Source organism: Sedimentitalea arenosa (assembly GCF_016428585.1).
Taxonomy (GTDB): domain Bacteria; phylum Pseudomonadota; class Alphaproteobacteria; order Rhodobacterales; family Rhodobacteraceae; genus Sedimentitalea; species Sedimentitalea arenosa.
Genome location: NZ_JAELVR010000006.1, coordinates 153,331 through 177,500 on the forward strand (window position 1 = coordinate 153,331; position 24,170 = coordinate 177,500).

Here is a 24,170-nt window from a genome sequence, read left to right on the forward strand (position 1 = left end):
TGCCCGCCATGCCTGCAACCCATAGATACGGGGAAGAACGACGGTGCTGCATAGGCCACAAGGCGATGTAAGGGCCGGTTGAAACAGTGTCAACGCCGCGCCCTGTCGCGGCCCACGAATAGGAAGATTTCATGCCAAAACGCTCCACACTCCTGTCCGCTGTCGCAATCTGCGTGGCCGTGGCCCTGCCCGCCACCGCCGAGGAGACGCCGACGGCGGATACGGTGGTCGCCCGCGTCAATGGCGAGGAAATCACCCTCGGCCACATGATCCTGGCGCGCGCGGTCCTGCCGCAGCAGTATCAGGAGCTGCCGGACGACGTTCTCTACAATGCCATTCTCGACCAGCTGATCCAGCAGACCGCACTGGTGCAGTCGCGCGACTCGGACGTGCCGGAACAGGTGCGCCTGTCTCTGGAAAACGAGCGCCGTTCCCTGCTGGCCGCCGCCGCGATCGACTCGGTCGTGCAGGGAGTGGGAAGTGAAGAAGAAGTCCGCGCCGCTTACGAAGCGAAATACGGCGAGGATTTCAGCGAGAATGAATACAACGCCTCGCACATCCTGGTGGAAACCGAAGAGGCCGCAACCGAGATCAAGGCCGAGCTTGACGCCGGGGCCGACTTCGCCGAGATGGCCCGCGCCAAGTCGACCGGTCCCTCCGGCCCGAACGGCGGCGAGCTCGGGTGGTTCGGCGACGGCGCCATGGTGCCCGAATTCGAACAGGCCGTGACCAGCCTGGAAACGGGCGAGATTTCCGCGCCGATCCAGACCCAGTTCGGCTGGCACGTCATCATCCTCAACGACACCCGCAAGAAATCCGCGCCCGAGCTGGGTGATGTGCGCGAAACGCTCTTGCAGGAACTGCGTGAAAAGGCGGTCGAGAACAAGATCGAGGACCTGACCCGACAGGCAGAGATCGAGCGCCCGGCCGTCGAAGGGCTGAACCCCGAGATCCTGCGCAACCTTGGCCTTGTCGAAAACTGATGGCCAAGATTGAGAAGCGGTCGCCGCTCGCGCCCGAAACCTTTCCAGACCTGCCGCCCATTGCCGGCGTCCGCTTTGCCACCACGGAGGCGGGCGTACGCTACAAGGGGCGCACGGATGTGATGCTGGCAGTGCTCGATGCGGGCACATCCGTTGCCGGTGTCTTCACCCGGTCGGCGACCCGCTCTGCGCCGGTTCTGGACTGCCAGGCCAAGCTGGGTGGCGCAAATGATGGCCCAGCCGCGATCCTCGTCAATTCGGGCAATTCGAACGCCTTCACGGGTCACCATGGGCAGACTTCGGTCCAACAGATCACCGAGGCCGTCGCGCGTGCCGCCGGTGTCGATCAGAGCCGGGTCTTCACCGCATCGACCGGCGTCATCGGCGAACCCCTGCCGCATGAGCGGATCGTCGCGAAGCTGGACGAACTGACCGAAGCATTGGACGCCGCCCGGATCAAGGACGCAGCCGAAGCGATCATGACCACGGACACGTTCCCCAAGGGCGCTTTCGCCCGCGTGGATATCGACGGGACATCCGTCACCATCGCAGGCATCGCCAAGGGATCCGGCATGATCGCACCCGACATGGCGACGATGCTGGTCTATATCTTCACCGATGCAAAGGTCGAACAGGGCGCGCTGCAGGCGATGCTGTCAGAGCTGACCGATACGACCTTCAACTGCATCACGGTGGACAGCGACACCTCGACCTCCGACAGCCTGATGCTTTGCGCCACCGGCGCCGCACAGGTCGACGCGACCGGAAACACGGCTTTCCACGATGCCCTGCACGAGGTCATGCTGGACCTTGCGCACCAGGTCGTGCGTGACGGGGAGGGCGCGACCAAGTTCGTGGAAATCCGCGTGACGGGGGCGGCATCCGACGCGGATGCCAAGACGCATGCTCTGTCAATCGCCAACTCGCCGTTGGTCAAGACCGCCATTGCAGGCGAGGATCCGAACTGGGGCCGAGTCGTCATGGCCGTCGGAAAATCCGGCGCAGCGGCGGATCGCGACAAGCTCAGCATCCGCTTCGGCGACGTGCTGGTCGCCGAAAACGGATGGGTCAGCCCGAACTATCGCGAGGAAGACGCCGCAGCGCATATGAAGGGCGAGAACCTGCGGATTGCCGTCGATATCGGGCTGGGCACGGGCGAGTCCACTGTCTGGACCTGCGATCTGACGCACGGGTACATCGACATCAACGCGGATTACCGGTCGTGAGGCAGGCCGACCATGCGGACAACGCGCTATGAGAACCGTTCTCGTGGCAGCCGTCGCGCTGATCGACGTCGATGGACGGGTGCTACTGGCACAGCGCCCGGAGGGAAAGTCGATGGCCGGCCTGTGGGAATTTCCCGGAGGCAAGGTCGAAACGGGTGAAACGCCGGAAGCCGCCCTGATCCGCGAATTGCAGGAGGAACTGGGTATCGACACCTGGCGGTCCTGCCTCGCGCCCCTGACCTTTGCAAGCCACAGCTATGACGATTTCCACCTGTTGATGCCGCTGTTCGCCTGCCGGAAATGGCAGGGAATTCCCAGCGCAAACGAAGGTCAGACCCTCGCCTGGGTGCGCCCGCAGAAACTGCGCGACTACCCGATGCCGCCTGCGGACATCCCCTTGATACCGATCCTGCGGGATTGGCTTTGACATCTGCGTCAGCGCGATTTCCCCGATTTTCCGGCGTTTTCGTTCCCAATGCGCCGAGTCTTTGGGCAACACTCGCAATTTGAAACGAATTCATGATCAAAAATTAAAGGTTTTGGAAACCAATCTGTGCATAGCTTGTCATGTCGAGGCTGGGAAAGGTTAAGACATGTTGCGCACCATCATCATGGGGACTTGCGTACTTATTCAGGGAACCTTCATTCGGACCCTTCCTGACGGGCGTATCGCCGTCCGGGTCGGGTCGACTGTCTACAAGGGACAACCGGTTTCCCGCGCGGGCTGACAGTTTCAGCGCTGCGCCACGAGAAAGGGCGCACCCGATCCCGGATGCGCCCTGATGTTTTCGCCATGTCAGGCGATCAGTCGAGAGTGCGAACCACTTCCTCGCGCTCGAAGATTTCGATCACGTCACCCGGACGGATGTCGTCGTAATTCTCGAACGCCATGCCGCATTCCTGACCGGACTGCACCTCGGGTACCTCGTCCTTGAAACGCTTCAAGGTCTTGAGCGTGCCTTCGTGGATCACCACGTTGTCGCGCAGAAGACGCACACCTGCCGACCGGCGAGCGTTGCCCTCGGTGACGAGACAGCCGGCGACCTTGCCGACGCCCGTGACCTTGAAGACTTCCTTGATCTCGGCATAACCGATGAACTTCTCGCGGATCTCGTTGCTGAGCAGGCCACTTGCAGCCGCCTTCACGTCGTCCACGAGATCGTAGATCACCGAGTAGTAGCGGATCTCCACGCCCTTCTGGTTCGCCGTGTTGCGCGCACTGGCATTGGCACGCACGTTGAAGCCCATGATCGGCGCGTTGCTCGCCTCGGCCAGCCCGACATCGGTCTCTGTGATCGCGCCGACGCCGAAGTGCAGGACACGCACGCGCACCTCGTCATTGCCGATCTTTTCCATCGCCTGGACGATCGCCTCTGCCGAACCTTGCACATCGGCCTTGACCAGGATCGGCAGCTCGCTGACGCTCTCGTCCGCCTTGGCATTTGCCATAAGCTGTTCGAGCGTAGTGGCGGCTCCGGCCGCGGCGCGCTTGTCCTTGGCCTGCTGTTCGCGATAGGCGGCGATCTCGCGCGCCTGCGCCTCGGTCTCGGTGACGTTCAGCACGTCGCCCGCCTCGGGCGTGCCGTTCAGACCCAGAACCTCGACCGGAACGGAGGGGCCGGCTTCCTTGACCCGCTCGCCCTTGTCGTTCTCCATCGCGCGGACCTTGCCCCATTGTTCGCCGACGACAAAGATGTCGCCCTGCTTCAATGTGCCGGTCTGCACCAGGACGGTCGCGACCGGTCCGCGGCCCACGTCGAGCTGCGCTTCGATCACCGCACCCTGCGCGGCACGATCGGGGTTGGCCTTGAGTTCGAGGATCTCGGCCTGAAGCGCAATCGCCTCGAGCAGTTCGTCCAGCCCCTGGCCGGTGATGGCAGAGACTTCGACATCCTGCACGTCACCGGACATTTTCTCGACGATCACTTCATGCTGCAGCAGGTCCGTACGCACCTTGTCGGGGTTCGCTTCGGGGCGGTCGATCTTGTTGATCGCCACGATCATCGGCACCTTCGCCGCCTTGGCGTGGTTGATTGCCTCGATCGTCTGCGGCATCACCGCGTCATCCGCGGCAACCACCAGGACGACGATATCCGTCACCTGTGCCCCACGCGACCGCATCGATGTGAACGCGGCGTGACCCGGAGTATCGAGGAAGGTCAGCACCTGCCCGCTGTCGGTCGTGACCTGGTAGGCACCGATATGCTGGGTGATGCCACCGGCTTCGCCGGCCACCACCTTGGCGTTGCGGATCGCATCCAGCAGCGAGGTCTTGCCGTGGTCGACGTGGCCCATGATCGTGATGACTGGCGGACGCGGCTTGAGGTCCTTGGCGTCATCCTCGATCTTGGTGATGGCATGTTCGACGTCGGCGTCGGAGACCCGCACCACGTTGTGGCCGAATTCCTCGATGATCAGTTCGGCCGTATCGGCGTCGATCGTCTGGTTCTGCGTGACCATCATTCCCATGTTCATCAGGGATTTCACGACAGATCCGACGCGTTCGGCCATGCGGTTGGCGAGTTCGGACACCAAGATGGCTTCGGGCAACTGGACATCGCGCACGACCTTTTCGCGCTCGACATTGCCTCCCATCGCCTTCTGACGCGCCCGCTCCTGCTTGCGCTTCATCGCGGCCATCGAACGCTGACGTCCACCTTCGCCGCCACGCAGCGCCTGGTTCAGCGTGAGCTTGCCGGAACGGCGCCCATCGTCATCGCGGCCCTTGCCGCGGCTCGGACGCTGTTCGCGTTCGCGCTCTGTCTTGCGCGGGGCAGCGGCAGGCGCAGGTTTGCTGGCAGCGCCGCGCGATGCATCGGCAACGGCACTGTCATCCGGCGCGGCGGCGCGGGCCTCGGCTTCGCGCTTCTGGCGCTCTTCCTCGTCGGCCTTGGCCTTGAGTGCTTCCTCGCGTTCGCGTTCCTCCCGCTCCTTGGCCTCGGCCTCGGCACGGCGGCGTTCACGCTCCTCGGCGCGCTCGCGCTCCTCGGCTTCGCGCTTGGCGGCTTCGTCGGCTTCACGGGCCTTGGCGGCCTGCAAGGCTTTCAGACGGCGCTCCATCTCGGCATCGGAAATTCCCGCGGGCCGGCGCGACGGGTCGCCCGCCGGCGCGGCACCGGTTCCGCTGGGCTTTCCGGCGCCCGGCTTGGGAACCACGACGCGCTTGCGCTTGGTTTCCACCACGACATTCTTGGTCCGTCCGTGGCTGAAACTCTGTTTCACGTTCCCCGGACGGGACCCTCCACGCAGACCCAATGTCTTCTTGCCGTCTGTATCGCTCATAAAGCTCTTTATCCTTCCAAGCGGCCCTTGCCGCTTTCCGTTTTGCGTATCCCGCGCAATCGCTGGGCTTCCTCTACAACACGTTGCGTGAGTCCACCAGAGGCGAGCGCCGCATGTATCACAGTTTGCCGCCCGAATGCCATTCCCAACTCGTCGGCGGTCAGCCAGCCGATGTAGTGGCCGAAATGCGGCGTGCTCAATTTCGACTTGCCGCGACCGGACCCGTCGACGGCCTGGATCAGGACCTTGGCATCCTCCTTGGACAGCCAGTCCTTCACCTTTTCATATCCGGCGATCGCATCGCCCGACTTGCGCGCCAGGCTGATCAGATCGACCACGCGGCGCACCAGTTGCCGCTCGACATCGTTGGCAAGACCCTCGGGAACGGTCACCTGCTGTTTCAGGCCACGCGCAAAGAGGTTCTTTGCTACAGCCTTGTCCAACGCCGCGCGATCCGCCGCCACATAGACACCTCGGCCCGGCAGCTTACCCATGATGTCGGGCGCCAACTGGCCGTCGGGTCCGGCCACGAAGCGGATCAGCCCGTGTTTCGGCTGCACCTCACCCGTGGCAATGCACTTGCGCTCCGGACCCTCCGTCCGATCCTTCGAGACGCCGCCGCGGCTCATGTCCCGGGTTCCGGGGCCTGAGATCAGGCCCCGGCCTCCACGGTTTGATCCTGTTCACCGTCGGCGTCGACTTGCTCCTCGGACTCCTCGACGAGATCCGTGGGATCGACCCAACCCAGCATGACACGTGCGGTCATGACCAGATCCTGCGCCTCTTCCAGCGTCACGTCGAATGGCTCCAGAATGCCTTCGTCCTTGACGCGTTCGCCTTCGACCGTGGTCCAGCCACCAGCCAGTTCCCAATCGGCGCAGGTGGCGAAGTCTTCCAGGGTCTTCACACCGTCCTTCGCCAATGCTTCGATCATTTGGGGTGTCAGTCCCTCGAATTCAACCAGGCTGTCCTCGACCCCCAACGCGCGGGCATTGTCCAGCGCCGCCTTGGCCTGGGCTTCCAGGTTTTCGCGGGCACGGGTCTGAAGCTCCTGCGCGGTGCCTTCGTCGACCCCGTCGATCACCAGCAGTTCATCCATCTCGACATAGGCGACCTCTTCGAGGTTGGTGAACCCTTCGGAGACCAGCAGCTGTGCGAAGAACTCGTCGAGGTCCAGTGTGTCCATGAACAGCTGCGTGCGTTCCTCGAACTCCTTCTGGCGGCGTGCGCTTTCCTCTTCCTCGGTCATGATGTCGATATCCAGACCGGTCAACTGGCTGGCGAGGCGCACGTTCTGGCCGCGACGACCGATCGCGAGACTCAGTTGTTCTTCGGGCACGACGACCTCGATCTTGCCGGCTTCCTCGTCCAGAACCACCTTGGAAACCTCGGCCGGCTGGAGCGCGTTCACCAGGAAGGTCGGCTGGTCCTCGTTCCAAGGGATGATGTCGATCTTCTCGCCCTGCAGTTCGTTGACGACAGCCTGCACGCGGCTGCCGCGCATCCCGACGCAGGCGCCGACCGGGTCGATGCTGTTGTCATAGGAAATGACGGCGATCTTGGCACGGGACCCGGGGTCACGCGCGACGGCCTTGATCTCGATGATGCCATCGTAAATCTCCGGCACTTCCATCTTGAAGAGCTCGGCCATGAATTCGGGTGCCGTGCGGGACAGGAAGATCTGCGGGCCGCGCGGTTCGCGTCGCACGTCCTTGATATAGCAGCGGATGCGGTCGTTGGGGCGATAGCTTTCGCGGCCGATCTTCTCGTTGCGCCGCAGGATCGCCTCGCCCGAGCCGACATCGACGATGACGTTGCCGTATTCCTCGCGCTTGACCATGCCGTTGATGATCGTGCCCGCGCGGTCCTTGAACTCTTCGAACTGGCGGTCGCGCTCGGCTTCGCGCACGCGCTGCAGGATCACCTGCTTGGCGCTCTGCGCAGCGATTCGGCCCATTTCGACCGGCGGAACCTCTTCCACGTAGGTATCGCCGACCTTCGGATCTTCCATGTACTGCTTTGCCTGGTCGACCGTCATCTCGGCCTGATAGTTCTCCAGCTCCTCCTCGTCGACCACGGTGCGCACCCGGGTAAAGGTCGCGCGTCCGGTCTTGCGGTCGATCGACACCCGGATGTCCATCTCGGCGCCGTAGCGGCTCTTGGCGGCGCGGGCGAGGGATTCTTCCATCGCCTCGACGACAAGACCGGGATCGATCATCTTTTCGCGGGCCACGGCCTCGGCGGTCTGCAACAGCTCGAGCTGGTTGGCGGATGTGATTGCCATCAGGTATTCTCCTCGTTCGACCCTTCGGTCTCTATCTCGTCAAACGCGTCTTCGTTCAGCGCGCCAGCAGCCTTGCGCTGACGCAGCATTTCCTTGATCAGGTCATCGGTCAGGACCAGCTTGGCATCGCTCAGCCAATCGAATTTGAGCCCGATGGTGCCTTCCTCGACATTGATCAGGACCTCGTCGCCGTCAATTCCTGCCAATTCGCCCTTGAACCGGCGGCGCCCGTCGATCAACTCCGCCGTTTCCAGCTTGGCCTCGTAGCCTTCGAACATGTCGAAGTCCTTGAGTCGTGTCAGGGGCCGGTCGATCCCAGGGCTCGAGACTTCCAGGGTGTAGGCATCCAGGATCGGATCCTCGACATCGAGGGTCGCGCTGATCGCGGTCGAGATCTCGGCGCAGTCGTCGACCTCTATGCCACCCTCGGGCTTGTCGGCCATGATCTGCAGGGTCGTGCTCTTGCCCGACATCAGGCGCACGCGCACCAGTTCATAGCCCATGTCCTCGATGACAGGGGTTATGATCTCGGCCAGTCGCCGGTCGATCGCCGCTTTTGCAATCAGGTCGTTCGTCATGTTCTTTCTCTCAGGGCGCGAGCACAAAAAAACGGGCCCGCGGCCCGTCGTGTTCATCCGGTGGAGCGTTGGACCAGAGCCCGCCGCGCCGCTGTTGATGGCCATATACGCCCCCGGACCGCATTTCGCAAGAGCGGATTGCACCGGTGATCAGATGCGCCACCAGCGTTCCGCCAAACGCCCGTCATCCAACCCATCGCGCGTGGCGATCACCGACGGCAAGCCGACTCCTCGATGGAGCGCGAAAACCATGTCATCCGCGGAGGGATGGAACACGAGGTTGCCGCGGCTGCGCAGCAGATCCGGCGTCGGCAAGACTGCGACATCGACGAACCCGTCGCGCAAGGCCTCGGCCCGCACGCCGGGATCGGGAATGACGACGGCCTCGACGCTGTCGAGCCAACCGGCTTGCCCCTGCTTGTAGTGATCCGGCACTTTTTCGCCCAAATAGTGACGCTCGCCATCGAACCGACGCGTGAAATAGCAACCGGTGCCGATACGTTCAGCCAGCTGGGCCCCGACCGTGCCAGCCGAACAGATGGCAAAACGCTGATCGGACAGCAGAAACGGCAAATGCGGATTGGGCGTTTCCAGTTCCAGCCGCAGCGCGTGATCCTTGATCGCATCGATCGCGATCAGCCCCAGACGACCCCGCCCCGCGCTGGCGTTAAGCGAGGCGACGACATCGTTCGCCCGCATCGGCGCTCCGTCATGAAAGCGCACGTCCTCGCGCAGATCGAATTGCCAGATGCGCGCCTCGCTGCTGGACCATCCCTTGGCCAATTCACCCTGCAAGACGCCGTTTGGCGCGATCTCGGTCAGCGAATCGAACGCCGCGCCCCGCACCAGTTGGTCCAACGCGGAGTCCTCGCGCGGCAGGGCGAGACGCAGCCGCCCGCCAGGTTGCGGAGCTGCATCCAGCGACACACCCGATGCGGCCAGCAGCGCGGCCGCCGCACCCGAGGAAAACAGCGCGCGGCGATCAATCCGTGTCATGGCGATCCGATGCCTCCGCGATGCGGTCCATCACCCGCACGAGTTCCGCACTGATTCCCGGTTCGGACAAGGCGTGACCCGCGTTGCGCACCATCTTCAACTCGCTCGCGGGCCAGGCCTCGGACAGCGCCCAGGCCGAAGACGGCGGACAAATCATGTCATACCGCCCCTGCACGATCACGCCGGGAACATGCGCGATGCGGTCCATCTGGGCGAGGATCTGGCCATCGAATTCGAGAAAGCCCTGATTGATGAAATAGTGGTTCTCGAGCCGTGCAAACGCACGCGCGTAGTCGGCCGGTCCGTCTCCCGAGGTGCCGCTGGAGTGGATCGACGCCAGCGCGTTTTCCCAAGCCGACCAAGCGCGGCCATAGCGCGTTTCCAGCGGCAGATCGCCGGAAAACAGGCGCCGGTTGTACGCCGCGATCATATCGCCGCGCTCGTCCGGTGGAATCAGCGATTCGAACCGCGCCCAGGTTTCCGGCCAGAACTTTCCCGCCCCACCGCCGTAAAACCAGTCAAGCTCGGCCTGTGTCATCAGGAACACGCCGCGCAGAACGATATGCTGGACGCGGTCCGGATGGGCCTGCGCATAGATCAACGAGAGAGTCGCGCCCCAGCTTCCCCCGAAGACGATCCAGCACTCGATGTCGAGCTGGCGGCGAATCGTCTCGATATCCTCGACCAGATGCCAGGTGGTGTTGTCCTTGACAGAGGCGTGGGGCCGGGACCGACCGCATCCACGCTGATCGAACAGGATCACCCGATAGACCTTGGGATCGAAATAGCGCCGCATCGCCGGGCTGCACCCACCGCCCGGTCCGCCATGCAGGACGACGACCGGGATGCCGTCGGGATTGCCGCATTGCTCCATGTAGACGACATGGTTCTGGCCCACGTCCAGCATCCGCTGATCGAACGGGTCGATCGGCGGGTACAAGTACTGCACTGCGCGCTTTTGGTCCGGGTATTTGTCCATTGATGCTCTATATAGGCTCCCGAGTCCAAAAGATCACACGGAGACAGGAATGCAAGCGCCTCTGAACACGGTCGACCCCACCGAGATCGCGAAATTCGAAGCCATGGCCGCCGAGTGGTGGGATCCCAACGGCAAGTTCAAACCGCTTCATATGCTGAATCCGTGCCGACTCGACTATATCACGACACAGATCGCCGGCGAATACGAACGTGACCTCATGGCGCAGGCGCCCTTCAAGGGGTTGCGCATTCTCGACATCGGCTGTGGCGGCGGTCTTCTGGCCGAACCGATGGCGCGACTCGGCGCCAAGGTGGTTGGAGCGGATGCGGCCGAGCGCAATATTCCGGTCGCACAGGTCCACGCGGCGCAATCCGGTCTGGCGATCGATTACCGCCACACCACGGCCGAGGCGCTGGCCGAATCCGGCGAACAGTTCGACGTGGTGCTGAACATGGAAGTGGTCGAACATGTTGCCGATCCGCTCGGCTACCTGTCCGCTTGCAAGACGCTGCTCAAGCCCGGCGGGCTGCACATCTGCTCGACGATCAACCGCAACTCGAAATCCTACATGATGGCAATCATCGGCGCCGAGGTGGTGATGCGCTGGCTGCCCAAGGGCACGCATGAATGGTCGAAATTCATCACGCCCGAAGAACTTTACGACCTGCTCGGGCAGGCCGGGCTGACCCCGGTCGACCGCAAGGGCTTCGTCTTCAACCCGATCACCTGGTCCTGGAGCCTGTCGCCGCGCGACCTGAGCGTGAACTACGTCACGGCAAGCGTCCGACCGGCCTAGTCGCCGCGTTCGAGCCGCGCGCGCAGGTCCCGCAGAACCGGCAGGACGGTGCGGACCTTGGTCGCGCCCATCTCGGCCACCACCTGGTTGATCACCGGTGTCAGAACCGCGATCGCCTGATCGCGCGCTTGCCGGCCCGCCGGGCTGATCGCGACCATTTTGCGCCGCGCGTCGTCCCAATCGGGCCGGATATGCACATAGCCCGCCCATTCCAGTTTCGTCAGCGTGTTCGTCATCGCCCCGCGCGTTACGTGAAAAGTCGCCGCAAGCTGAGCCGGCGAACGTTCGTCGGAGATGAACGCCAGGTGGTTCAGAACCGAGAAATGCGAAAGCTCCATGCCCTTTGGCAGAACCCTGGACAGACGGTTGCGCAGCAACTGTTCCGTGGTCAGGATCTCGCTGAACAGCGACACCGCGAGGGCATTGGTGTCATCCGTCATCCCGCTCCCTCGCCCGGGCTCCGAAACGGTCGCACATGACTGAGCGAGGGCACCTTGCGCCGTGCGTCATCGACCGCGCCTAGGTCGAGATCGACGAAGTGGACGCCGGCATTGGTACCCGCATCGAGCAGAACCTCGCCCCAGGGCGACACCGCGAGACTGTGGCCATAGGTGCGCCGCGTCTTTCCCCTCTGCGCCTTGTGTTCGCCCGTCTGGGCCGGGGCGAGCACGAAACACCCGGTCTCGATCGCCCGCGCCCGCAACAGCGTGTGCCAATGCGCCGCGCCGGTGACATGCGAAAACGCCGCCGGCACGGTCAGGATTCGCGCACCGGCCTGCGCCAGCGCGTGATAGAGATGTGCGAAGCGGACATCGTAGCAAATCGTCATGCCGATCTTGCCGAACGGCGTTTCGGCGACGACGGCCCGGTCGCCGGGCCGGTAGCCGTCGGATTCGCGATAGGTTTCCTCTGGTGTCACCTGGACGTCGAACATGTGGATCTTGTCATAGCGCGCGACGATGCCGCCATCGGGTCCGATCAGGAAGGACCGGTTCGCGAACCGCCCGTCCGCGTCCGTGGTCTTGAGCCCCAGCGACCCGATCAGCAACCAGACGCCGGAGTCTCGAGCCTGTTCGCGCAGGCCCGCCAACGTCCTGTCCTCCGATTCCTCGACCAGAACCTCGGCCTGATGGCTGCGGCTGGTCGAAACGCAATTGCTGACTTCGGGCGTCAGGACCAGTTCCGCGCCCGCCGTTGCAGCCGATGCGACATGATCCCTGATGGTCGCGAGGTTTTCGGCCGGATCGTCCGACGAGCACAGCTGGAGCAGCGCTGCCTTCATCACGCGGCCAGCAGCGGATCGAGTTTGCCCGCGCGTTCCAGCGCGAACAGGTCGTCGCAACCTCCGACATGCACATCGCCGATGAAGATCTGCGGGACCGTGCGCCCGCCATTGGCGCGCTGGATCATCTCGGGCTTGCGGTCCGGGTTCGCCAATACGTCGATTTCCGAAAACTCGACGCCCTTCTGGGTCAGGAGGCGTTTGGCTGCGTGGCAAAAGCCGCAAAGTGGCGACGTGTAGATTTCGACCGGTTGCATACTGAACCCCTCTGCTTGCTTGCGCGTTTGTCGAGGATTTAGGGCCGCTTTGCAACACGCGCCAGTGTCAGAACGCATACCTCGCTTGCCCCGGCTGCAAGACAGGCCTCCGCGCTCACCGCCAGTGTCGCGCCGGTTGTCATCACATCGTCAACCAGCAGGATCGCACGCGCGGCCAAACGATGCCTGCGCCGCGGATGCACCGCGATCGCCCCGGCGAGATCGTCGAAACGCTGCTGTGCCGTCTTTCCACCAAGTGCCGCCGTGCGCTTTGGCCGGGTCAGAAGGTCGGGGCAAACGGCCAATCCGGTCTCCTGTGCGAGAGCCTGCGCCAGAAGCGCCGACTGATTGTAGCGCCGTTTCAAAAGGCGCGTCCAATGCAGCGGAACCGGCGCGATCAGCATGTGGTCGCGTAACAACGGTCGCGCAGCCCGCGCCATCCAAAGCGACGCGGGTCGCGCGATTTCCGGGCGATCGCCGTGTTTCAGTGCCAGGATCATGCGTTTGGCGCGCCCCTCGTAGAGAAGAGCCGAACGCCCGTCGGTCCAGGGGCGCGGTGTCCGCATGCAATCGTCGCATTCGGTCCGGTAGCCATCCGCCTTGCCCGGAACCGGTGTGCCACAGGATTCGCACACAGTGCCGCCAATGAAAGGCGTATCGCGCCAGCATGTGCCGCAGAGACCGAAGTCGCTGTCCACGATCTCGCCGCATCCTAGGCATCGCGGCGGATAGAGCAATGAAACAGCTGTTTGAAACCGCATCCGCATCAGCCTAGTTTCCGCCCATGACCCAGACGCCTCTCCTTTTCGACCGCGCTGCCCTGGCGCAGCACCGCCAACGCGCGCACGGCACCGACCTGTTCCTGCAACAGCTTGCAGCGGACGAGGTGGAAGATCGCCTCTCCATGGTTAACAGGTCATTTACGCGCCCCGCCATCGTCAGCGGATTTCCCGGTTTCTGGGCACAGTGGATGCCGAACGCCGAAGTGGTCGAAGACGAAGACATTCTTCCCTTGAAGGCAGGCCGGTATGACCTCGTGATCCACGCCATGTGTCTGCACTGGGCCTCCGACCCGGTGGGACAGATCATACAGTGCCGGCGCGCCTTGCGCCCGGACGGTCTTTTCCTGGCGGTTCTTCTGGGCGGGCAGACGCTGCACGAATTGCGCGCGGCACTGGCCGAAGCGGAAAGCCGCGAGACGGGCGGGCTGTCACCACGGGTCGCCCCGATGGCCGAGATCCGCGATCTGGGTGCGCTCCTGCAGCGCGCGGACCTCGCCTTGCCTGTGGCCGATAGCGTGACCACCACGGCGCAATATCGCGACATGACGCACCTCATGCACGATCTGCGCGACATGGGAGAGAGCAACGCACTGGCCGGCCGCCTGCGCCGTCCAACCCGGCGGGCCGTTTTCGAGCGTGCCGAACATCTCTATCGTCACCGCTTCGCCACCGCGGATGGAAAGCTGCCCGCGACCTTTGAACTGGTCTGTCTGACCGGTTGGGCTCCGGCGGACAGCCAGCCCAAACCATTGCGGCCCGGATCGGCCGCGGCCCGGCTGGCGGATGCACTGAACACGACCGAAACCAAACTGCCCGATTGACCCGAGACCAAAAGCGGTTATCTGCACAACGATCCAAAAACTCAGGACCACGTTATGCTTGACACGACCCCCATCTCTGCCCGCCCGACACACGCGCCCGCCGATCACCCGGCGGTTCCGGCAGAGAAGGTCGGAATCCTGCTCGCCAATCTCGGCACGCCGGACAACTACGACTATTGGTCGATGCGCCGCTATCTGAACGAATTTCTGTCGGACAAGCGCGTCATCGACTACGCCTCGTGGAAGTGGCAACCGCTGCTGCAACTGGTGATCCTGACCAAACGCCCGTTCTCCAGCGGCGCAGCCTACAAGTCGATCTGGAACGAAGAAGCGGGGGAAAGCCCGCTGATGACGATCACCAAGCAGCAGACCGCCAAGATCAAGACGTCGATGAAAGCGCGCTATGGCGATCAGGTGATGGTCGATTTCTGCATGCGCTACGGCAACCCGTCGACCCCGTCAAAAGTGCGCGCGATGATCGAGGCGGGATGCCGCAAGATCCTGTTCTTCCCGCTTTATCCGCACTATGCCGGGGCCACATCTGCCACCGCGAACGATGCATTCTTCCGCGCGTTGATGGCCGAGAAGTGGCAACCGGTGACGCGCACCGTGGAACCCTATTTCGACCAGCCTGCCTATATCGACGCGTTGGCGCAATCCATCGAGCGCGCCTATGCGAAGCTCGAGAAGCGGCCCGACATCCTCGTCTGTTCCTACCACGGGGTGCCGATCCGCTATCTGATGGAAGGCGATCCCTATCACTGCCAGTGCCAGAAAACGACGCGGCTGCTAAAGGAACGCCTCGGCTGGCCCGATACGGATATCATCACCACGTTCCAATCCCGCTTCGGGCCGGAGGAATGGCTTCAACCCTACACGGTTGAAGAGGTCGCGCGCCTCGCCGAGGCCGGCAAAAAGAACATCGCCGTCTGCGCGCCGGCTTTTTCGGCCGACTGCATCGAAACGCTGGAAGAGATCAACGAGGAGATCAAGGAAAGCTTCGAGGAGGCCGGCGGTGAGACCTTCACGTACATCCCGTGCCTGAATGACGACGATGCCCATATCGCGGCGTTGTCCGGTGTGATCGAGCAGAACCTGAAGGGCTGGATCGACTGATCCACGCGGTCGGTCGGGTAACAAAAAAAGGCGGTGGAAATCCACCGCCTTTTTCTTTGGTCTGTTCGCTCAGCTTAGCTGGATGCGACTGCAGCGCCAACCAGAACCAGCAGGATCAGGGGCAGCCAGATGCCGCTCGAGGAGCTGCGGGTTTCTTCAACAACCACGGGCGCTTCCACGACGGGCTCTGCCAGGTTGCCGGCGGTTGCAGTCGAAGCAGCAGCAGCCAGTGCAGCGGCGAGAACGAGTTTCTTCATATTAACCTCCAGAGTTCGCGCGATTCACACACTGAACCACGCATCAAGACTTACCTCGTGACTTTTTCTAAGCAGCAATGCACAGGGATTGCAAATGCTTGTTGATCTTCGCTTCGCTCTGCAACCAGCGATGTCGTCAAATTAGCAACACTTGTGTTCCGACCTTCGCCATCGAAAACAACTCGGCGATGTGCTCGTTGTAGAGACCAATGCACCCATTCGAGGATTGGCGCCCGATCTTGCGGTTATCGTGGGTGCCGTGGATGCGATAATACTTCCAACTGAGATACAGCGCATGGGTGCCGAGCGGGTTGTCCGGGCCAGGCGGGATGTAGGCAGGCCATTCCGGATTGCGCTTTCGCATCGAGGGAGTCGGGCTCCAACCCGGACCTTCGACCTTGCGGATCACGCTGGTTCGGCCCTTCCGGGTCATCTCGGGCGTCAGCGGAACACTCGACGGGTAAAGCTTGTAGACGCTTTGGTCCTCGGACCAGTAGTGCAGCGCTCGCGAGGTTGTATCGACGAGAATCGCGCCGTTGCGCAGATTGCTGAAATAGGGTCGCCACTGAACACCCCTGAAGCTGGAGATGTTGCGGCGCACCGGAGCTTCGGGTTCAGGTGGCGGGCGCAGGGGGTCGTATTCGGTCTCGTCCTGTTGCTGAGCGAACAGAGGTGTGCCGACAAATGCGGCGCTGGTCGCCAGAAACATGCGGCGTGAGGTCGAAAAGTCGGGGCGTTTGGTCATGGCGCGACTCGCTTTCGTTCCTGTTTTCCGGTCAAGCCCCATGATATGGCCAGAAAGCCGCAGTCGCAAATCAAACTCGGACAACCTGCTCTCTTCCAATCTTGTGAGTTTGCGCCGCCGTGCCAGAACGGGTATTCGATACGGCGACATCAAATACGGGGTGAAGCAAGTTGCGTGTTCTTTCGATACTCTTGGCGGTTCTCCTGCTGCTGAGCGCGTGCGGCGCGCAGAATTCGTCTTCGCGCATTGGAGCAGATGGCCAACCGCTGCCGACCGTCTACAAGATCCGCAACAGCGATACCTCGCGAATCCAGTTCCGCCTGGTCGATTCGGTCAACGCGCTGCGGGCGGCGTCCGGGGCCGGCCCCGTGCAATTGAACTCGCAATTGAACGCCGCCGCCGAGACGCATTCACGCGACATGGCGCGGCAGAATCGTCCCTGGCATTTCGGTTCGGACGGCTCCTCGCCGATCGACCGGGTCGCCCGTGCCGGATATCCCGGACAGATGTTGGGTGAAAACATCTCGGAAACCTTCGAGAACGAGCTTGAGACCCTTGCCGCATGGATGGATCAGCCAGGCACACGGCAGGTCATCCTCGATCCGAAGGCTGTCAATATCGGCTTCTCCTGGTTCCAGGAGTCCAATGGCAAGATCTGGTGGACCCTGCTGATGGGCAGCTAACAACCGTCGATCGCCGGTTTTCGACTTGCAACTGCCACGGGTTCGGTTGCGCCGTTTCAGCCCCGATTGCCTGCCACGCTCTTCAGTTCGCTCAAAATTTCCGCGCTATGCTGACCACGATCGGGCGGGTCGGTCGGAACCTGCGGCCCGCTGTTGGAAAAACGCGGTGCCGGCATCGCCTGCAACAGCCCGAAGGCTTCGACCCACATGCCTCGATCCGCGTTGATTCCGTGCCGCGCCGCCTGATGCGGGCTTAGCACCGGCGCCACGCAAGCATCGGTTCCGGCAAAGATCTTCTCCCAATGATCGCGCGTCCGGGTCAGGAAGCGTTGCTCGACCAGGGCAGATTGCTGCGGCCATTTTCGGCGGTTCATCTGCTCCGCCATGTCAGGATGATCCACCAACCCGATCAGATCGAGGAACTGGCGGTAGAACTGCGGTTCGATACACTGCACGCTCATGAACCCACCGTCGGAGCAGCGATAGCTTCGGCTCCACGGCGGACCGTCCAACAGGCTTTGGCCCCGCTCCTCGCTCAACATGCCGGCCCCGGCCAGCGCCATCAGCAGGTTCAGGCTGTTGGCGGACCCATCGACGATCGCCGCGTCGACCACCGTACCCTCGCCCGTCGCGCGCGCTTTCATGATCCCCATCAGAATTCCGATCACGAGGTAGAGGCCGCCACCCGCGATATCACCCAGAACGGTCGGAGTCGCAAATGGCTCGGCCCCGGGTGGCGATGCATACCACAGCGCTCCGGAAAGGCTGGCATAGTTCATGTCGTGTCCGGCAGAGCGGGCTAGATGCCCTTCCTGCCCCCAGCCGGTCATCCGCCCGAACACGAGCCGCGGATTGATGGCATGGCACTCTGCCGGCCCGATGTCGAGACGCTCCATCACACCAGGGCGGAAACCTTCAATCAGCGCATCGGCTGTGCCCACGAGTTTCAGGAAAGTTGCAACGTCGTCGGGATCTTTCAGATCGAGCGCGATGGAGCGCTTGTTTCGGTCCAGAAGGCTCTTGGTGGGATAGCCCGGCGCCAGTTTCGCGTCCTTGCGATGCACGACGATCACATCCGCCCCGTGATCGGCCAGCATCATCCCTGCGAACGGCCCCGGCCCCAGACCTTCGACTTCGATGATGCGCGTACCGTCCAGCATGGGTGTATCCCTTGTTTGTCAAATGGTGCCCCTGACGCGACACGCGTAAAAGGCCGTCGCGATCAATAGCCCTGGCCGAAATCCAGTGCGAGTCAGGTCCTTGTTCTGCTCTGAACCCTCGCGATTTCGAAAATTGCCTCGCGGGCGAGGCTATGCAACGACACGAAATCCGACGATAGCCACAAGAGCGCCCAGAATTTGAGATCAGATTTGGACCAATCCCACCGGCATCCGATCCACCTGAAACCGGACTCGAACCCTCAGGCCCGCAGTGTGATAAGCGTGCCGATCTGAACCATCGCATAGATCTCCTCGATCTCTTCGTTCTCGACCGCGATGCACCCGGCGGTCCAGTCTCTTCCCTTGGCCTTTTCGTTGTTTGGCTGGCCGTGGATGAAAATGTCGCCGCCGGGGTTCTGACCGATGGCGCGAGCCCGGGCGATGTCCTGCGCGTTGGGATAGGAAATCCCGACCGACAGATGGAAGGCGCTGCGCGGATTGCGACGGTCGATCAAATAGCTACCCTCCGGCGTCTTGCCGTCACCACGAACCTGCTTGTGGCCCTCCGGCGCGAAGCCGAGATGGAAGTTGTAGGCTTTCAGGATGTCTTCGTTGTGCAACAGGAACATCCGCCGGTCGGCCTTGTTCACAACGACGGACGTCACCTCGGGCCCGTTGTAGGTCAGGAATTTCGGGCCGCTGCTGCATCCCGCAACAGCAAGTGTCGATAATGCCCCCAGTCCGAATACGCGCCGTTTCATGATCTGCTCACTTTTTTTGACTCGGTTTTGCCTCTCGTGCTGATTATAGCCGCGAGCGCGTGCCGCAAAATCACATTTCAGTCTGGAAGTACGAATTTCTTCAAATGTGGCTGCGCGAAAAGGCGGCAGCGAGTTCCACATGCGCGGACCAGCGGAACTGGTCGACCACCTGCACCCATTGCAGATCAAAGCCCGCATCGACCAACCGCCGCGCGTCGCGGGCAAAGGTGACCGGGTTGCAAGAGACACAAGCGATACGGGCCAGGTCCGACTGCGCCAATTCCGCAATCTGGGCTTCGGCTCCGGCACGGGGCGGGTCAAGCAGCGCCATGTCGAACCTTGCCAGTTCATCCGGCATCAGCGGACGGCGAAACAGGTCGCGCGTCACCGCGTCCACCCGCTTCAATCCGTCCGCCTGTCGCCAGCCCTGGTCCAGTGCGGCGACCATGTCGCGATCCCCTTCGATCGCCATGACCTCGGCCGCCTGCGCCAATGGCAGGCTGAACGTACCGCACCCCGCGAACAGATCGACGATGTGCGACGCCCCCTCTGCAACTTCGCGCACCGCGTTCAGCAACGCGGTCTCTCCGTGTTTCGTCGCCTGAAGAAACGCGCCCGGCGGCGGCACCACGCGGGCAGAGCCGAAGTGCTGGAACGGGGCTTCGCGCAGGGCAATGACCTCGTCCCCCCATGCCAGCCGCGCAAGCTGATGCTGCTCAGCCGCCTGCGCGAGGCTGACCCGCAACGGACCGTCGAGCGGCTTGCCACCGCTCGCCGCGACGTCGAGACCGGCGCCAGAGAGCGTCAGCGTGACCGCCAGCTCGCCCTTGCGGCTGGCACCCAGCACGGCCAGCGCTTCGGAAATCGCCAGACCGTCCAGCGCCCTCGGGTCGAGCAATTGGCACTCCGGAATCTGGGTGATGACATCCGAGGCGCGCCCATGGAAGCCAGCCAGCGCGCCCTTCTTGGTGCGCCGAACAGATATGACCGCGCGGCGGCGCGAGCGCGGTGGCGAGGTCACGATGGGCCGCATCGGCGCGCTCAGCCCCTGCGCGGAAAGGGCCGCAGACACGACCTGCTGCTTCCAATCGGCAACGAAGGCGTCCGACGCGTGCTGTAGTTGGCAGCCGCCACAGGACTTGTAGTGCCGGCATGGCGGCTGCACCCGGTCCGATGACGGCGTCACGATGCGAATGTCCGTCAACGAGTCGCCTGCGTGTGTGCCTGTCACGACCTCACCGGGCAGGCTGCGGGGCACGTATACCGGCCCGTCCGCGATGCCATCGCCCTGATGGCCCAAGCGTTTGATCGTGAATTCCATCGTCATGTCTGCCTGATAGCTTGCACCCGGTGCGCGCAACAGCCCCTATTCGGCGGCCTCTGTTCCGATGAAGCCGCCGGACTGGCGGTTCCAGAACTGGGCATAAAGCCCGCCCCGCGCCAGCAGGGCGGAATGGGTTCCGCTTTCGACGATGCGGCCCCGGTCCATGACGATGATCCGGTCCATCTCGGACAGGGTCGACAGGCGATGCGCGATCGCCAGAACCGTCTTGCCTTCCATCACCCGGTGCAGCGCTGTCTGGATCGAGGCTTCGACCTCGGAATCGAGCGCGCTGGTGGCCTCGTCAAGCACGAGGATCGGAGCGTCCTTCAGGATCGCGCGCGCCAGAGCGATGCGCTGGCGTTGTCCGCCCGACAGCTTGACGCCGCGCTCGCCCAGATGGGCGTCATAGCCGGTGCGGCCCTTGAAATCCTGCAGGTCGGTGATGAACTCGTGCGCTTCGGCCTTTTCGGCCGCGGCGACCAACTCGGCCTCGGTCGCATCGGGGCGACCATAGAGGATGTTGTCACGCGCCGAGCGATTGAACATGGCGGTTTCCTGCGTCACCATCCCGATCTGGCGGCGCAGGCTTTCCTGCGTCACATGCTCCAGATCCTGTCCGTCGATCAGGATGCGCCCGTCTTCTCCCGTGTAGAGCCGCAACAACAACGACACGAGCGTCGATTTGCCGGCACCGGATGCACCCACGATGCCCAGCTTCTCGCCGGCCTGCACCGTCAGGTCGATGTCCTGCACCCCCCCAACGTCGCGGCCATAGGCAAAGCTTACGTGGTCAAACACGATCTCGCCCGCCGGGACCTTCAGATCGGTTGCGTCCGGGGCGTCGACGACGCGCGCGCGCGGCGTCAGCGTGCGCATCCCGTCCTCGATCTCGCCCACGTTGGAATAGATCGCCATCAGGGTGAAACTGACCCAGCCCGTCATCTGCGCGATGCGGATCGCCACCGCTCCAGCCGCGACGATATCGCCCTCGCTGGCCATGCCCCTCTGCCACAGAAGCAGCGTACCGCCGATCAGCAGGACCGGCAAAACCCCGGCCAGCGTCATCAGGCACAGCCGGAACCCGGCGGCCAGGTATCCAAAGGCCAGTGCCCGCTGGCGAAACGCGCCCATCGCGCCGAGGGCTGCGCGGTCCTCGTGATCGGCATGGGCGAACAGCTTGACCGTCTTGATGTTGGTGATTGTGTCGACCACCTGCCCTGACACCATCGCCCGCGCGCCGGCGCGCGCCGCCGACCGCTTGCGCACCCGGGGCATGAACCATGCAATCATTGCAAAATAGGCCAGAAGCCAGACCAGGAAGACAAGCGTCACGCGCACGTCTATTGTCGTCAACAGGATCATCGAGCCCAGCAAAGAGGCCAACGCAAAGGCCACGACGTTGATGACCTCGGCCGCGACATCGGTGACCGCGCGCGCCGCCTGCATCTGCTTCTGCGCGATCCTTCCCGCGAAATCGTCGTCGAAGAATCCGATCGACTGACCCAGGGTCCAGCGGTGCAGCCGCGACAGCACCAAAGGGTTGACGTTGGGCTGCACGATGATCGCGTTCGATGCGGCGGACAGGCCGAATAGCAGGGGCCGCGCGATCAGGAAGAAGGCGACAGCCACGGCGATCATCGCGGTGTTGGACCCATCGAAGAAGCCGTCGGGCGTGCTGGCGACGGCCGAGTCGATCACCATCCCCAGGATCAGCGCCGTGCCGGCTTCGAGCGCGCCGGCCGCCGCCGACAGCAGCGCCGCCAGCCACAGGGCCGGCCAGGCACCCGCCAGACACCAACGCATGAACGCGCCCAGTGTTTGCGGCGGCGGGCCTTCCGCCCTGCGAAAAGGGTCGATCCAGCTTTCGATGCTCATTCCGCCGCCTCCGGGTTCAGGAACCCGCCGGATTGGCGCGCCCAGAACTGCGCATATAGGCCACCCTGCGCCAAAAGCGCGGAATGGCTTCCCTCTTCGACGATGCGGCCTTCGTCCATCACCAGGATACGGTCCATTTGCGCGATCGTGGACAGGCGATGCGCGATTGCGATCACCGTCTTGCCATGCATCATGCCATAGAGCGTGTCCTGGATGGCGGCTTCAACCTCACTGTCCAGCGCGCTGGTGGCCTCGTCCAGCACCAGGATTGGCGCGTCCTTCAGGATCACGCGCGCCAGAGTCACGCGCTGCCTCTGCCCGCCAGAGAGCTTCACACCTCTCTCGCCCACATGCGAGTCATAGCCGGTACGTCCCTGCGGATCGGCCAAGTCGAGGATGAAGTCATGCGCCTCTGCCTGCCTGGCTGCGGCGATCATTTCATCCTCGGTGGCGTCTGGACGACCGTAGAGGATGTTGTCCCGCACCGAGCGGTGCAGCAGCGCGCTGTCCTGCTGAACCATGCCGATATGGCTGCGCAAACTGTCCTGCGTGACGGCGGTGATGTCCTGCCCGTCGATCAGGATCTGCCCCGACTCCGGGTCGTAGAAGCGCAGCAGAAGCTTGACCAAAGTGGATTTTCCCGCCCCCGAGCGTCCGATCAACCCGACCTTTTCACCCGGCGCGATGCTCAGGCTGATCCGGTCGAGTCCCCCCGCGCCGCGCCCGTAGTGATGAGACAATGCACGGATCTCGATCTTGCCTTCGACAAGGCGCAGCGGCTTCGCGTCGGGATCGTCCACGAGGTCGACCGGCTGGGCAATCGTTTGCATCCCCTCCGCGACGACGCCCAATTGCCGGAAGAACGTGGTCAGCGCCCACATGATCCAGCCGGTCATGGCATTCAGCCGCAGGGTCAGGGCAGTCGCCGCCGCCACCACGCCGACCGAGGCCGTGCCCTGCGCCCAAAGGTAAATCGCCCAGCCGACCACTCCGACGATCAGCAAGCCGTTCAGCGTCACCAGCGCCATGTCCATCTTGGTGTAGATGCGCATCTCGGTCTGGAAGGTGCTGCGGGTCTTCTCGATGGCCTCCTTCGCATAGCTCAACTCACGGTCATGATGGGCGAACATCTTGACCGAATGGATGTTGGTATAGCTGTCCACCACTCGCCCCGTGACCGTCGATCGCGCATCCGAGGCCGCTTGTGACGCCGGGCCGACGCGCCGGACCGTCCAGCGGATCAGCAGGGCGTAGAGCGCAAACCAGACCAGCAGGGGCAGAAGCAGGCGCAGATCCGCCGCCGCCAGCAGGATCGCCGCGCCGATCAGATAGGCCAACGAGAACGAGATCGCGTCGAAGACTTGGAACACGACCTCGCCCGCCGCCGGGGGAGTCTGCATGATCCGGTTGGCGATGCGGCCTGCAAAGTCGTTCTCGAACCAGCCGACGGACTGGCGCAGCACATGCTTGTGCGCTCTCCAGCGGATCAAGGTACCGAAATTGGGCAGGATCGCGTTGTTGAGCAGCGCGACATCCAGCATGTGCAGAAGGGGGCGCAGGAACACGATGAACAGGCCGACGGCGATCAGTTCGACGTCATGGGCGGCAAGCACCTCGGCCGGATCTCCACCCAGCAGGTCGACGACCCGGCCCATGTAGTAGATCAGCCCGATCTCGATCGCGGCCACGACGACCGACAGCACCGCGGTCCAGAAGAACACGCGACGGAACGGTTCTGCATAGAGTTTCATGAACGGCCACAGCCGCGTCGGCGGGCGGTCCCGCTCGGGGTAGTCGCAATAGGGATCTACGAGATTTTCAAAGAAACGAAACATGACGGATGCTCCTGGTGAGCCGGACGACAAGATGCACTGAGGGCGTCAGGTGCTGACAGCCCGATCGGGGCGGGATATCAGCTGGCGCTGTTCCAGATCCCGTAATACATCTTGCATCCTCCGTATCTCGTGGATGCGGATTACCCGA

General features: G+C 63.1%; 24 protein-coding genes. 7 read left to right on the plus strand and 17 right to left on the minus strand.

The genetic code is table 11. The features are described from left to right. Positions 1-131 precede the first annotated feature (131 nt). From JF290_RS10375 to mutT, 3 genes are read left to right on the plus strand one after another with little or no spacing between them, the layout of a single operon-like run. Positions 132-983, plus strand: coding sequence for a peptidylprolyl isomerase (locus JF290_RS10375; RefSeq protein WP_199024805.1), 852 nt, complete (start codon positions 132-134; stop codon positions 981-983). After that, the gene (argJ, locus tag JF290_RS10380) at positions 983-2,209 is read left to right on the plus strand and encodes a bifunctional glutamate N-acetyltransferase/amino-acid acetyltransferase ArgJ (RefSeq protein ID WP_199024806.1); all 1,227 of its coding nucleotides are present in this window, start codon (positions 983-985) and stop codon (positions 2,207-2,209) included. Before JF290_RS10375 ends, argJ begins: the two co-directional genes overlap by 1 nt. Before the next feature lie 28 nt (positions 2,210-2,237). After that, on the plus strand, positions 2,238-2,636 hold the full coding sequence (gene mutT, locus JF290_RS10385; RefSeq protein WP_199024807.1) for an 8-oxo-dGTP diphosphatase MutT: 399 nt from the start codon (positions 2,238-2,240) through the stop codon (positions 2,634-2,636). Between the two features lie 377 nt (positions 2,637-3,013). Here the strand turns inward: mutT and infB are convergent, their stop codons facing one another. From infB to pip, 6 genes are all read right to left on the minus strand, one after another. Beyond that, complete coding sequence (infB, locus tag JF290_RS10390) at positions 3,014-5,491, minus strand: translation initiation factor IF-2 (RefSeq protein WP_199024808.1); 2,478 nt, start codon at positions 5,489-5,491, stop codon at positions 3,014-3,016. 8 nt (positions 5,492-5,499) lie between these two features. Then, positions 5,500-6,120, minus strand: coding sequence for an RNA-binding protein (locus JF290_RS10395; RefSeq protein WP_199024809.1), 621 nt, complete (start codon positions 6,118-6,120; stop codon positions 5,500-5,502). Between the two features lie 23 nt (positions 6,121-6,143). Next, the gene (gene nusA / locus JF290_RS10400; protein WP_199024810.1) at positions 6,144-7,775 is read right to left on the minus strand and encodes a transcription termination factor NusA; all 1,632 of its coding nucleotides are present in this window, start codon (positions 7,773-7,775) and stop codon (positions 6,144-6,146) included. Beyond that, entirely contained in the window at positions 7,775-8,353 is a 579-nt protein-coding gene (gene rimP, locus JF290_RS10405) for a ribosome maturation factor RimP (RefSeq protein ID WP_199024811.1), read from the minus strand. The genes nusA and rimP overlap by 1 nt, the downstream gene beginning before the upstream one ends. A gap of 150 nt (positions 8,354-8,503) precedes the next feature. After that, complete coding sequence (locus tag JF290_RS10410; protein ID WP_199024812.1) at positions 8,504-9,349, minus strand: ABC transporter substrate-binding protein; 846 nt, start codon at positions 9,347-9,349, stop codon at positions 8,504-8,506. Next, positions 9,336-10,328, minus strand: a complete 993-nt coding sequence (pip, locus tag JF290_RS10415) for a prolyl aminopeptidase (protein WP_199024813.1) — start codon at positions 10,326-10,328, stop codon at positions 9,336-9,338. The genes JF290_RS10410 and pip overlap by 14 nt, the downstream gene beginning before the upstream one ends. A 49-nt stretch (positions 10,329-10,377) precedes the next feature. Between pip and ubiG the strand changes: the two genes are divergently transcribed. Continuing rightward, on the plus strand, positions 10,378-11,124 hold the full coding sequence (gene ubiG, locus JF290_RS10420) for a bifunctional 2-polyprenyl-6-hydroxyphenol methylase/3-demethylubiquinol 3-O-methyltransferase UbiG (protein ID WP_199024814.1): 747 nt from the start codon (positions 10,378-10,380) through the stop codon (positions 11,122-11,124). Here ubiG and JF290_RS10425 read toward each other — a convergent pair. From JF290_RS10425 to JF290_RS10440, 4 genes are read right to left on the minus strand one after another with little or no spacing between them, the layout of a single operon-like run. Continuing rightward, positions 11,121-11,564 carry a MarR family winged helix-turn-helix transcriptional regulator gene (locus tag JF290_RS10425; protein ID WP_199024815.1) on the minus strand — a complete coding sequence of 148 codons (444 nt, stop codon included), beginning with the start codon at positions 11,562-11,564 and terminating at the stop codon, positions 11,121-11,123. The two genes, ubiG and JF290_RS10425, sit on opposite strands and share 4 nt — an antisense overlap. Further along, positions 11,561-12,406 (minus strand): carbon-nitrogen hydrolase family protein, encoded by an 846-nt coding sequence (locus tag JF290_RS10430; RefSeq protein WP_199024905.1) that lies wholly within the window; start codon positions 12,404-12,406, stop codon positions 11,561-11,563. Before JF290_RS10430 ends, JF290_RS10425 begins: the two co-directional genes overlap by 4 nt. Then, positions 12,406-12,663, minus strand: coding sequence for a glutaredoxin 3 (gene grxC / locus JF290_RS10435; protein ID WP_199024816.1), 258 nt, complete (start codon positions 12,661-12,663; stop codon positions 12,406-12,408). The genes JF290_RS10430 and grxC overlap by 1 nt, the downstream gene beginning before the upstream one ends. Before the next feature lie 38 nt (positions 12,664-12,701). Then, positions 12,702-13,430 carry a ComF family protein gene (locus tag JF290_RS10440; RefSeq protein WP_425503952.1) on the minus strand — a complete coding sequence of 243 codons (729 nt, stop codon included), beginning with the start codon at positions 13,428-13,430 and terminating at the stop codon, positions 12,702-12,704. Positions 13,431-13,447: 17 nt separating this feature from the next. Between JF290_RS10440 and JF290_RS10445 the strand changes: the two genes are divergently transcribed. Together JF290_RS10445 and hemH are read left to right on the plus strand one after the other, a co-directional pair. Further along, positions 13,448-14,266: a methyltransferase domain-containing protein gene (locus JF290_RS10445; RefSeq protein WP_199024817.1), complete on the plus strand. Its 819-nt coding sequence runs from the start codon at positions 13,448-13,450 to the stop codon at positions 14,264-14,266. Positions 14,267-14,320: 54 nt separating this feature from the next. After that, positions 14,321-15,382, plus strand: coding sequence for a ferrochelatase (gene hemH / locus JF290_RS10450; protein WP_199024818.1), 1,062 nt, complete (start codon positions 14,321-14,323; stop codon positions 15,380-15,382). A 74-nt stretch (positions 15,383-15,456) separates the two neighbouring features. Here the strand turns inward: hemH and JF290_RS10455 are convergent, their stop codons facing one another. Beyond that, positions 15,457-15,639, minus strand: coding sequence for a hypothetical protein (locus tag JF290_RS10455; RefSeq protein WP_199024819.1), 183 nt, complete (start codon positions 15,637-15,639; stop codon positions 15,457-15,459). A 136-nt stretch (positions 15,640-15,775) separates the two neighbouring features. Then, positions 15,776-16,384, minus strand: coding sequence for a L,D-transpeptidase (locus tag JF290_RS10460; protein WP_199024820.1), 609 nt, complete (start codon positions 16,382-16,384; stop codon positions 15,776-15,778). Positions 16,385-16,554: 170 nt separating this feature from the next. On the opposite strand from JF290_RS10460, the gene dalA reads away from it, so the two are divergent. Further along, positions 16,555-17,067, plus strand: a complete 513-nt coding sequence (dalA, locus tag JF290_RS10465) for a divisome-associated lipoprotein DalA (protein ID WP_233155265.1) — start codon at positions 16,555-16,557, stop codon at positions 17,065-17,067. A 56-nt stretch (positions 17,068-17,123) separates the two neighbouring features. On the opposite strand, the gene JF290_RS10470 is transcribed toward dalA, so the two are convergent. From JF290_RS10470 to JF290_RS10490, 5 genes are all read right to left on the minus strand, one after another. Then, positions 17,124-18,227, minus strand: a complete 1,104-nt coding sequence (locus tag JF290_RS10470; RefSeq protein ID WP_199024821.1) for a CaiB/BaiF CoA transferase family protein — start codon at positions 18,225-18,227, stop codon at positions 17,124-17,126. A 260-nt stretch (positions 18,228-18,487) separates the two neighbouring features. After that, positions 18,488-18,988, minus strand: a complete 501-nt coding sequence (locus tag JF290_RS10475; protein WP_199024908.1) for a L,D-transpeptidase family protein — start codon at positions 18,986-18,988, stop codon at positions 18,488-18,490. Between the two features lie 100 nt (positions 18,989-19,088). Then, positions 19,089-20,315 carry a class I SAM-dependent RNA methyltransferase gene (locus JF290_RS10480; RefSeq protein WP_199024822.1) on the minus strand — a complete coding sequence of 409 codons (1,227 nt, stop codon included), beginning with the start codon at positions 20,313-20,315 and terminating at the stop codon, positions 19,089-19,091. Positions 20,316-20,354: 39 nt separating this feature from the next. Beyond that, positions 20,355-22,187, minus strand: a complete 1,833-nt coding sequence (locus tag JF290_RS10485) for an ABC transporter ATP-binding protein (protein WP_199024823.1) — start codon at positions 22,185-22,187, stop codon at positions 20,355-20,357. Then, complete coding sequence (locus JF290_RS10490; RefSeq protein ID WP_199024824.1) at positions 22,184-24,022, minus strand: ABC transporter ATP-binding protein; 1,839 nt, start codon at positions 24,020-24,022, stop codon at positions 22,184-22,186. The genes JF290_RS10485 and JF290_RS10490 overlap by 4 nt, the downstream gene beginning before the upstream one ends. Positions 24,023-24,170 lie beyond the last annotated feature (148 nt).

Bases quoted from the DNA above. Each gene is read 5' to 3' on its own strand.
- JF290_RS10375 (WP_199024805.1), top strand. From the start codon at position 132: ATGCCAAAACGCTCCACACTCCTGTCCGCTGTCGCAATCTGCGTGGCC.
- argJ (WP_199024806.1), top strand. From the start codon at position 983: ATGGCCAAGATTGAGAAGCGGTCGCCGCTCGCGCCCGAAACCTTTCCA.
- mutT (WP_199024807.1), top strand. From the start codon at position 2,238: ATGAGAACCGTTCTCGTGGCAGCCGTCGCGCTGATCGACGTCGATGGA.
- infB (WP_199024808.1), bottom strand. From the start codon at position 5,491: ATGAGCGATACAGACGGCAAGAAGACATTGGGTCTGCGTGGAGGGTCC.
- JF290_RS10395 (WP_199024809.1), bottom strand. From the start codon at position 6,120: ATGAGCCGCGGCGGCGTCTCGAAGGATCGGACGGAGGGTCCGGAGCGC.
- nusA (WP_199024810.1), bottom strand. From the start codon at position 7,775: ATGGCAATCACATCCGCCAACCAGCTCGAGCTGTTGCAGACCGCCGAG.
- rimP (WP_199024811.1), bottom strand. From the start codon at position 8,353: ATGACGAACGACCTGATTGCAAAAGCGGCGATCGACCGGCGACTGGCC.
- JF290_RS10410 (WP_199024812.1), bottom strand. From the start codon at position 9,349: ATGACACGGATTGATCGCCGCGCGCTGTTTTCCTCGGGTGCGGCGGCC.
- pip (WP_199024813.1), bottom strand. From the start codon at position 10,328: ATGGACAAATACCCGGACCAAAAGCGCGCAGTGCAGTACTTGTACCCG.
- ubiG (WP_199024814.1), top strand. From the start codon at position 10,378: ATGCAAGCGCCTCTGAACACGGTCGACCCCACCGAGATCGCGAAATTC.
- JF290_RS10425 (WP_199024815.1), bottom strand. From the start codon at position 11,564: ATGACGGATGACACCAATGCCCTCGCGGTGTCGCTGTTCAGCGAGATC.
- JF290_RS10430 (WP_199024905.1), bottom strand. From the start codon at position 12,406: ATGAAGGCAGCGCTGCTCCAGCTGTGCTCGTCGGACGATCCGGCCGAA.
- grxC (WP_199024816.1), bottom strand. From the start codon at position 12,663: ATGCAACCGGTCGAAATCTACACGTCGCCACTTTGCGGCTTTTGCCAC.
- JF290_RS10440 (WP_425503952.1), bottom strand. From the start codon at position 13,430: ATGCGGATGCGGTTTCAAACAGCTGTTTCATTGCTCTATCCGCCGCGA.
- JF290_RS10445 (WP_199024817.1), top strand. From the start codon at position 13,448: ATGACCCAGACGCCTCTCCTTTTCGACCGCGCTGCCCTGGCGCAGCAC.
- hemH (WP_199024818.1), top strand. From the start codon at position 14,321: ATGCTTGACACGACCCCCATCTCTGCCCGCCCGACACACGCGCCCGCC.
- JF290_RS10455 (WP_199024819.1), bottom strand. From the start codon at position 15,639: ATGAAGAAACTCGTTCTCGCCGCTGCACTGGCTGCTGCTGCTTCGACT.
- JF290_RS10460 (WP_199024820.1), bottom strand. From the start codon at position 16,384: ATGACCAAACGCCCCGACTTTTCGACCTCACGCCGCATGTTTCTGGCG.
- JF290_RS10470 (WP_199024821.1), bottom strand. From the start codon at position 18,227: ATGCTGGACGGTACGCGCATCATCGAAGTCGAAGGTCTGGGGCCGGGG.
- JF290_RS10475 (WP_199024908.1), bottom strand. From the start codon at position 18,988: ATGAAACGGCGCGTATTCGGACTGGGGGCATTATCGACACTTGCTGTT.
- JF290_RS10480 (WP_199024822.1), bottom strand. From the start codon at position 20,315: ATGACGATGGAATTCACGATCAAACGCTTGGGCCATCAGGGCGATGGC.
- JF290_RS10485 (WP_199024823.1), bottom strand. From the start codon at position 22,187: ATGAGCATCGAAAGCTGGATCGACCCTTTTCGCAGGGCGGAAGGCCCG.
- JF290_RS10490 (WP_199024824.1), bottom strand. From the start codon at position 24,022: ATGTTTCGTTTCTTTGAAAATCTCGTAGATCCCTATTGCGACTACCCC.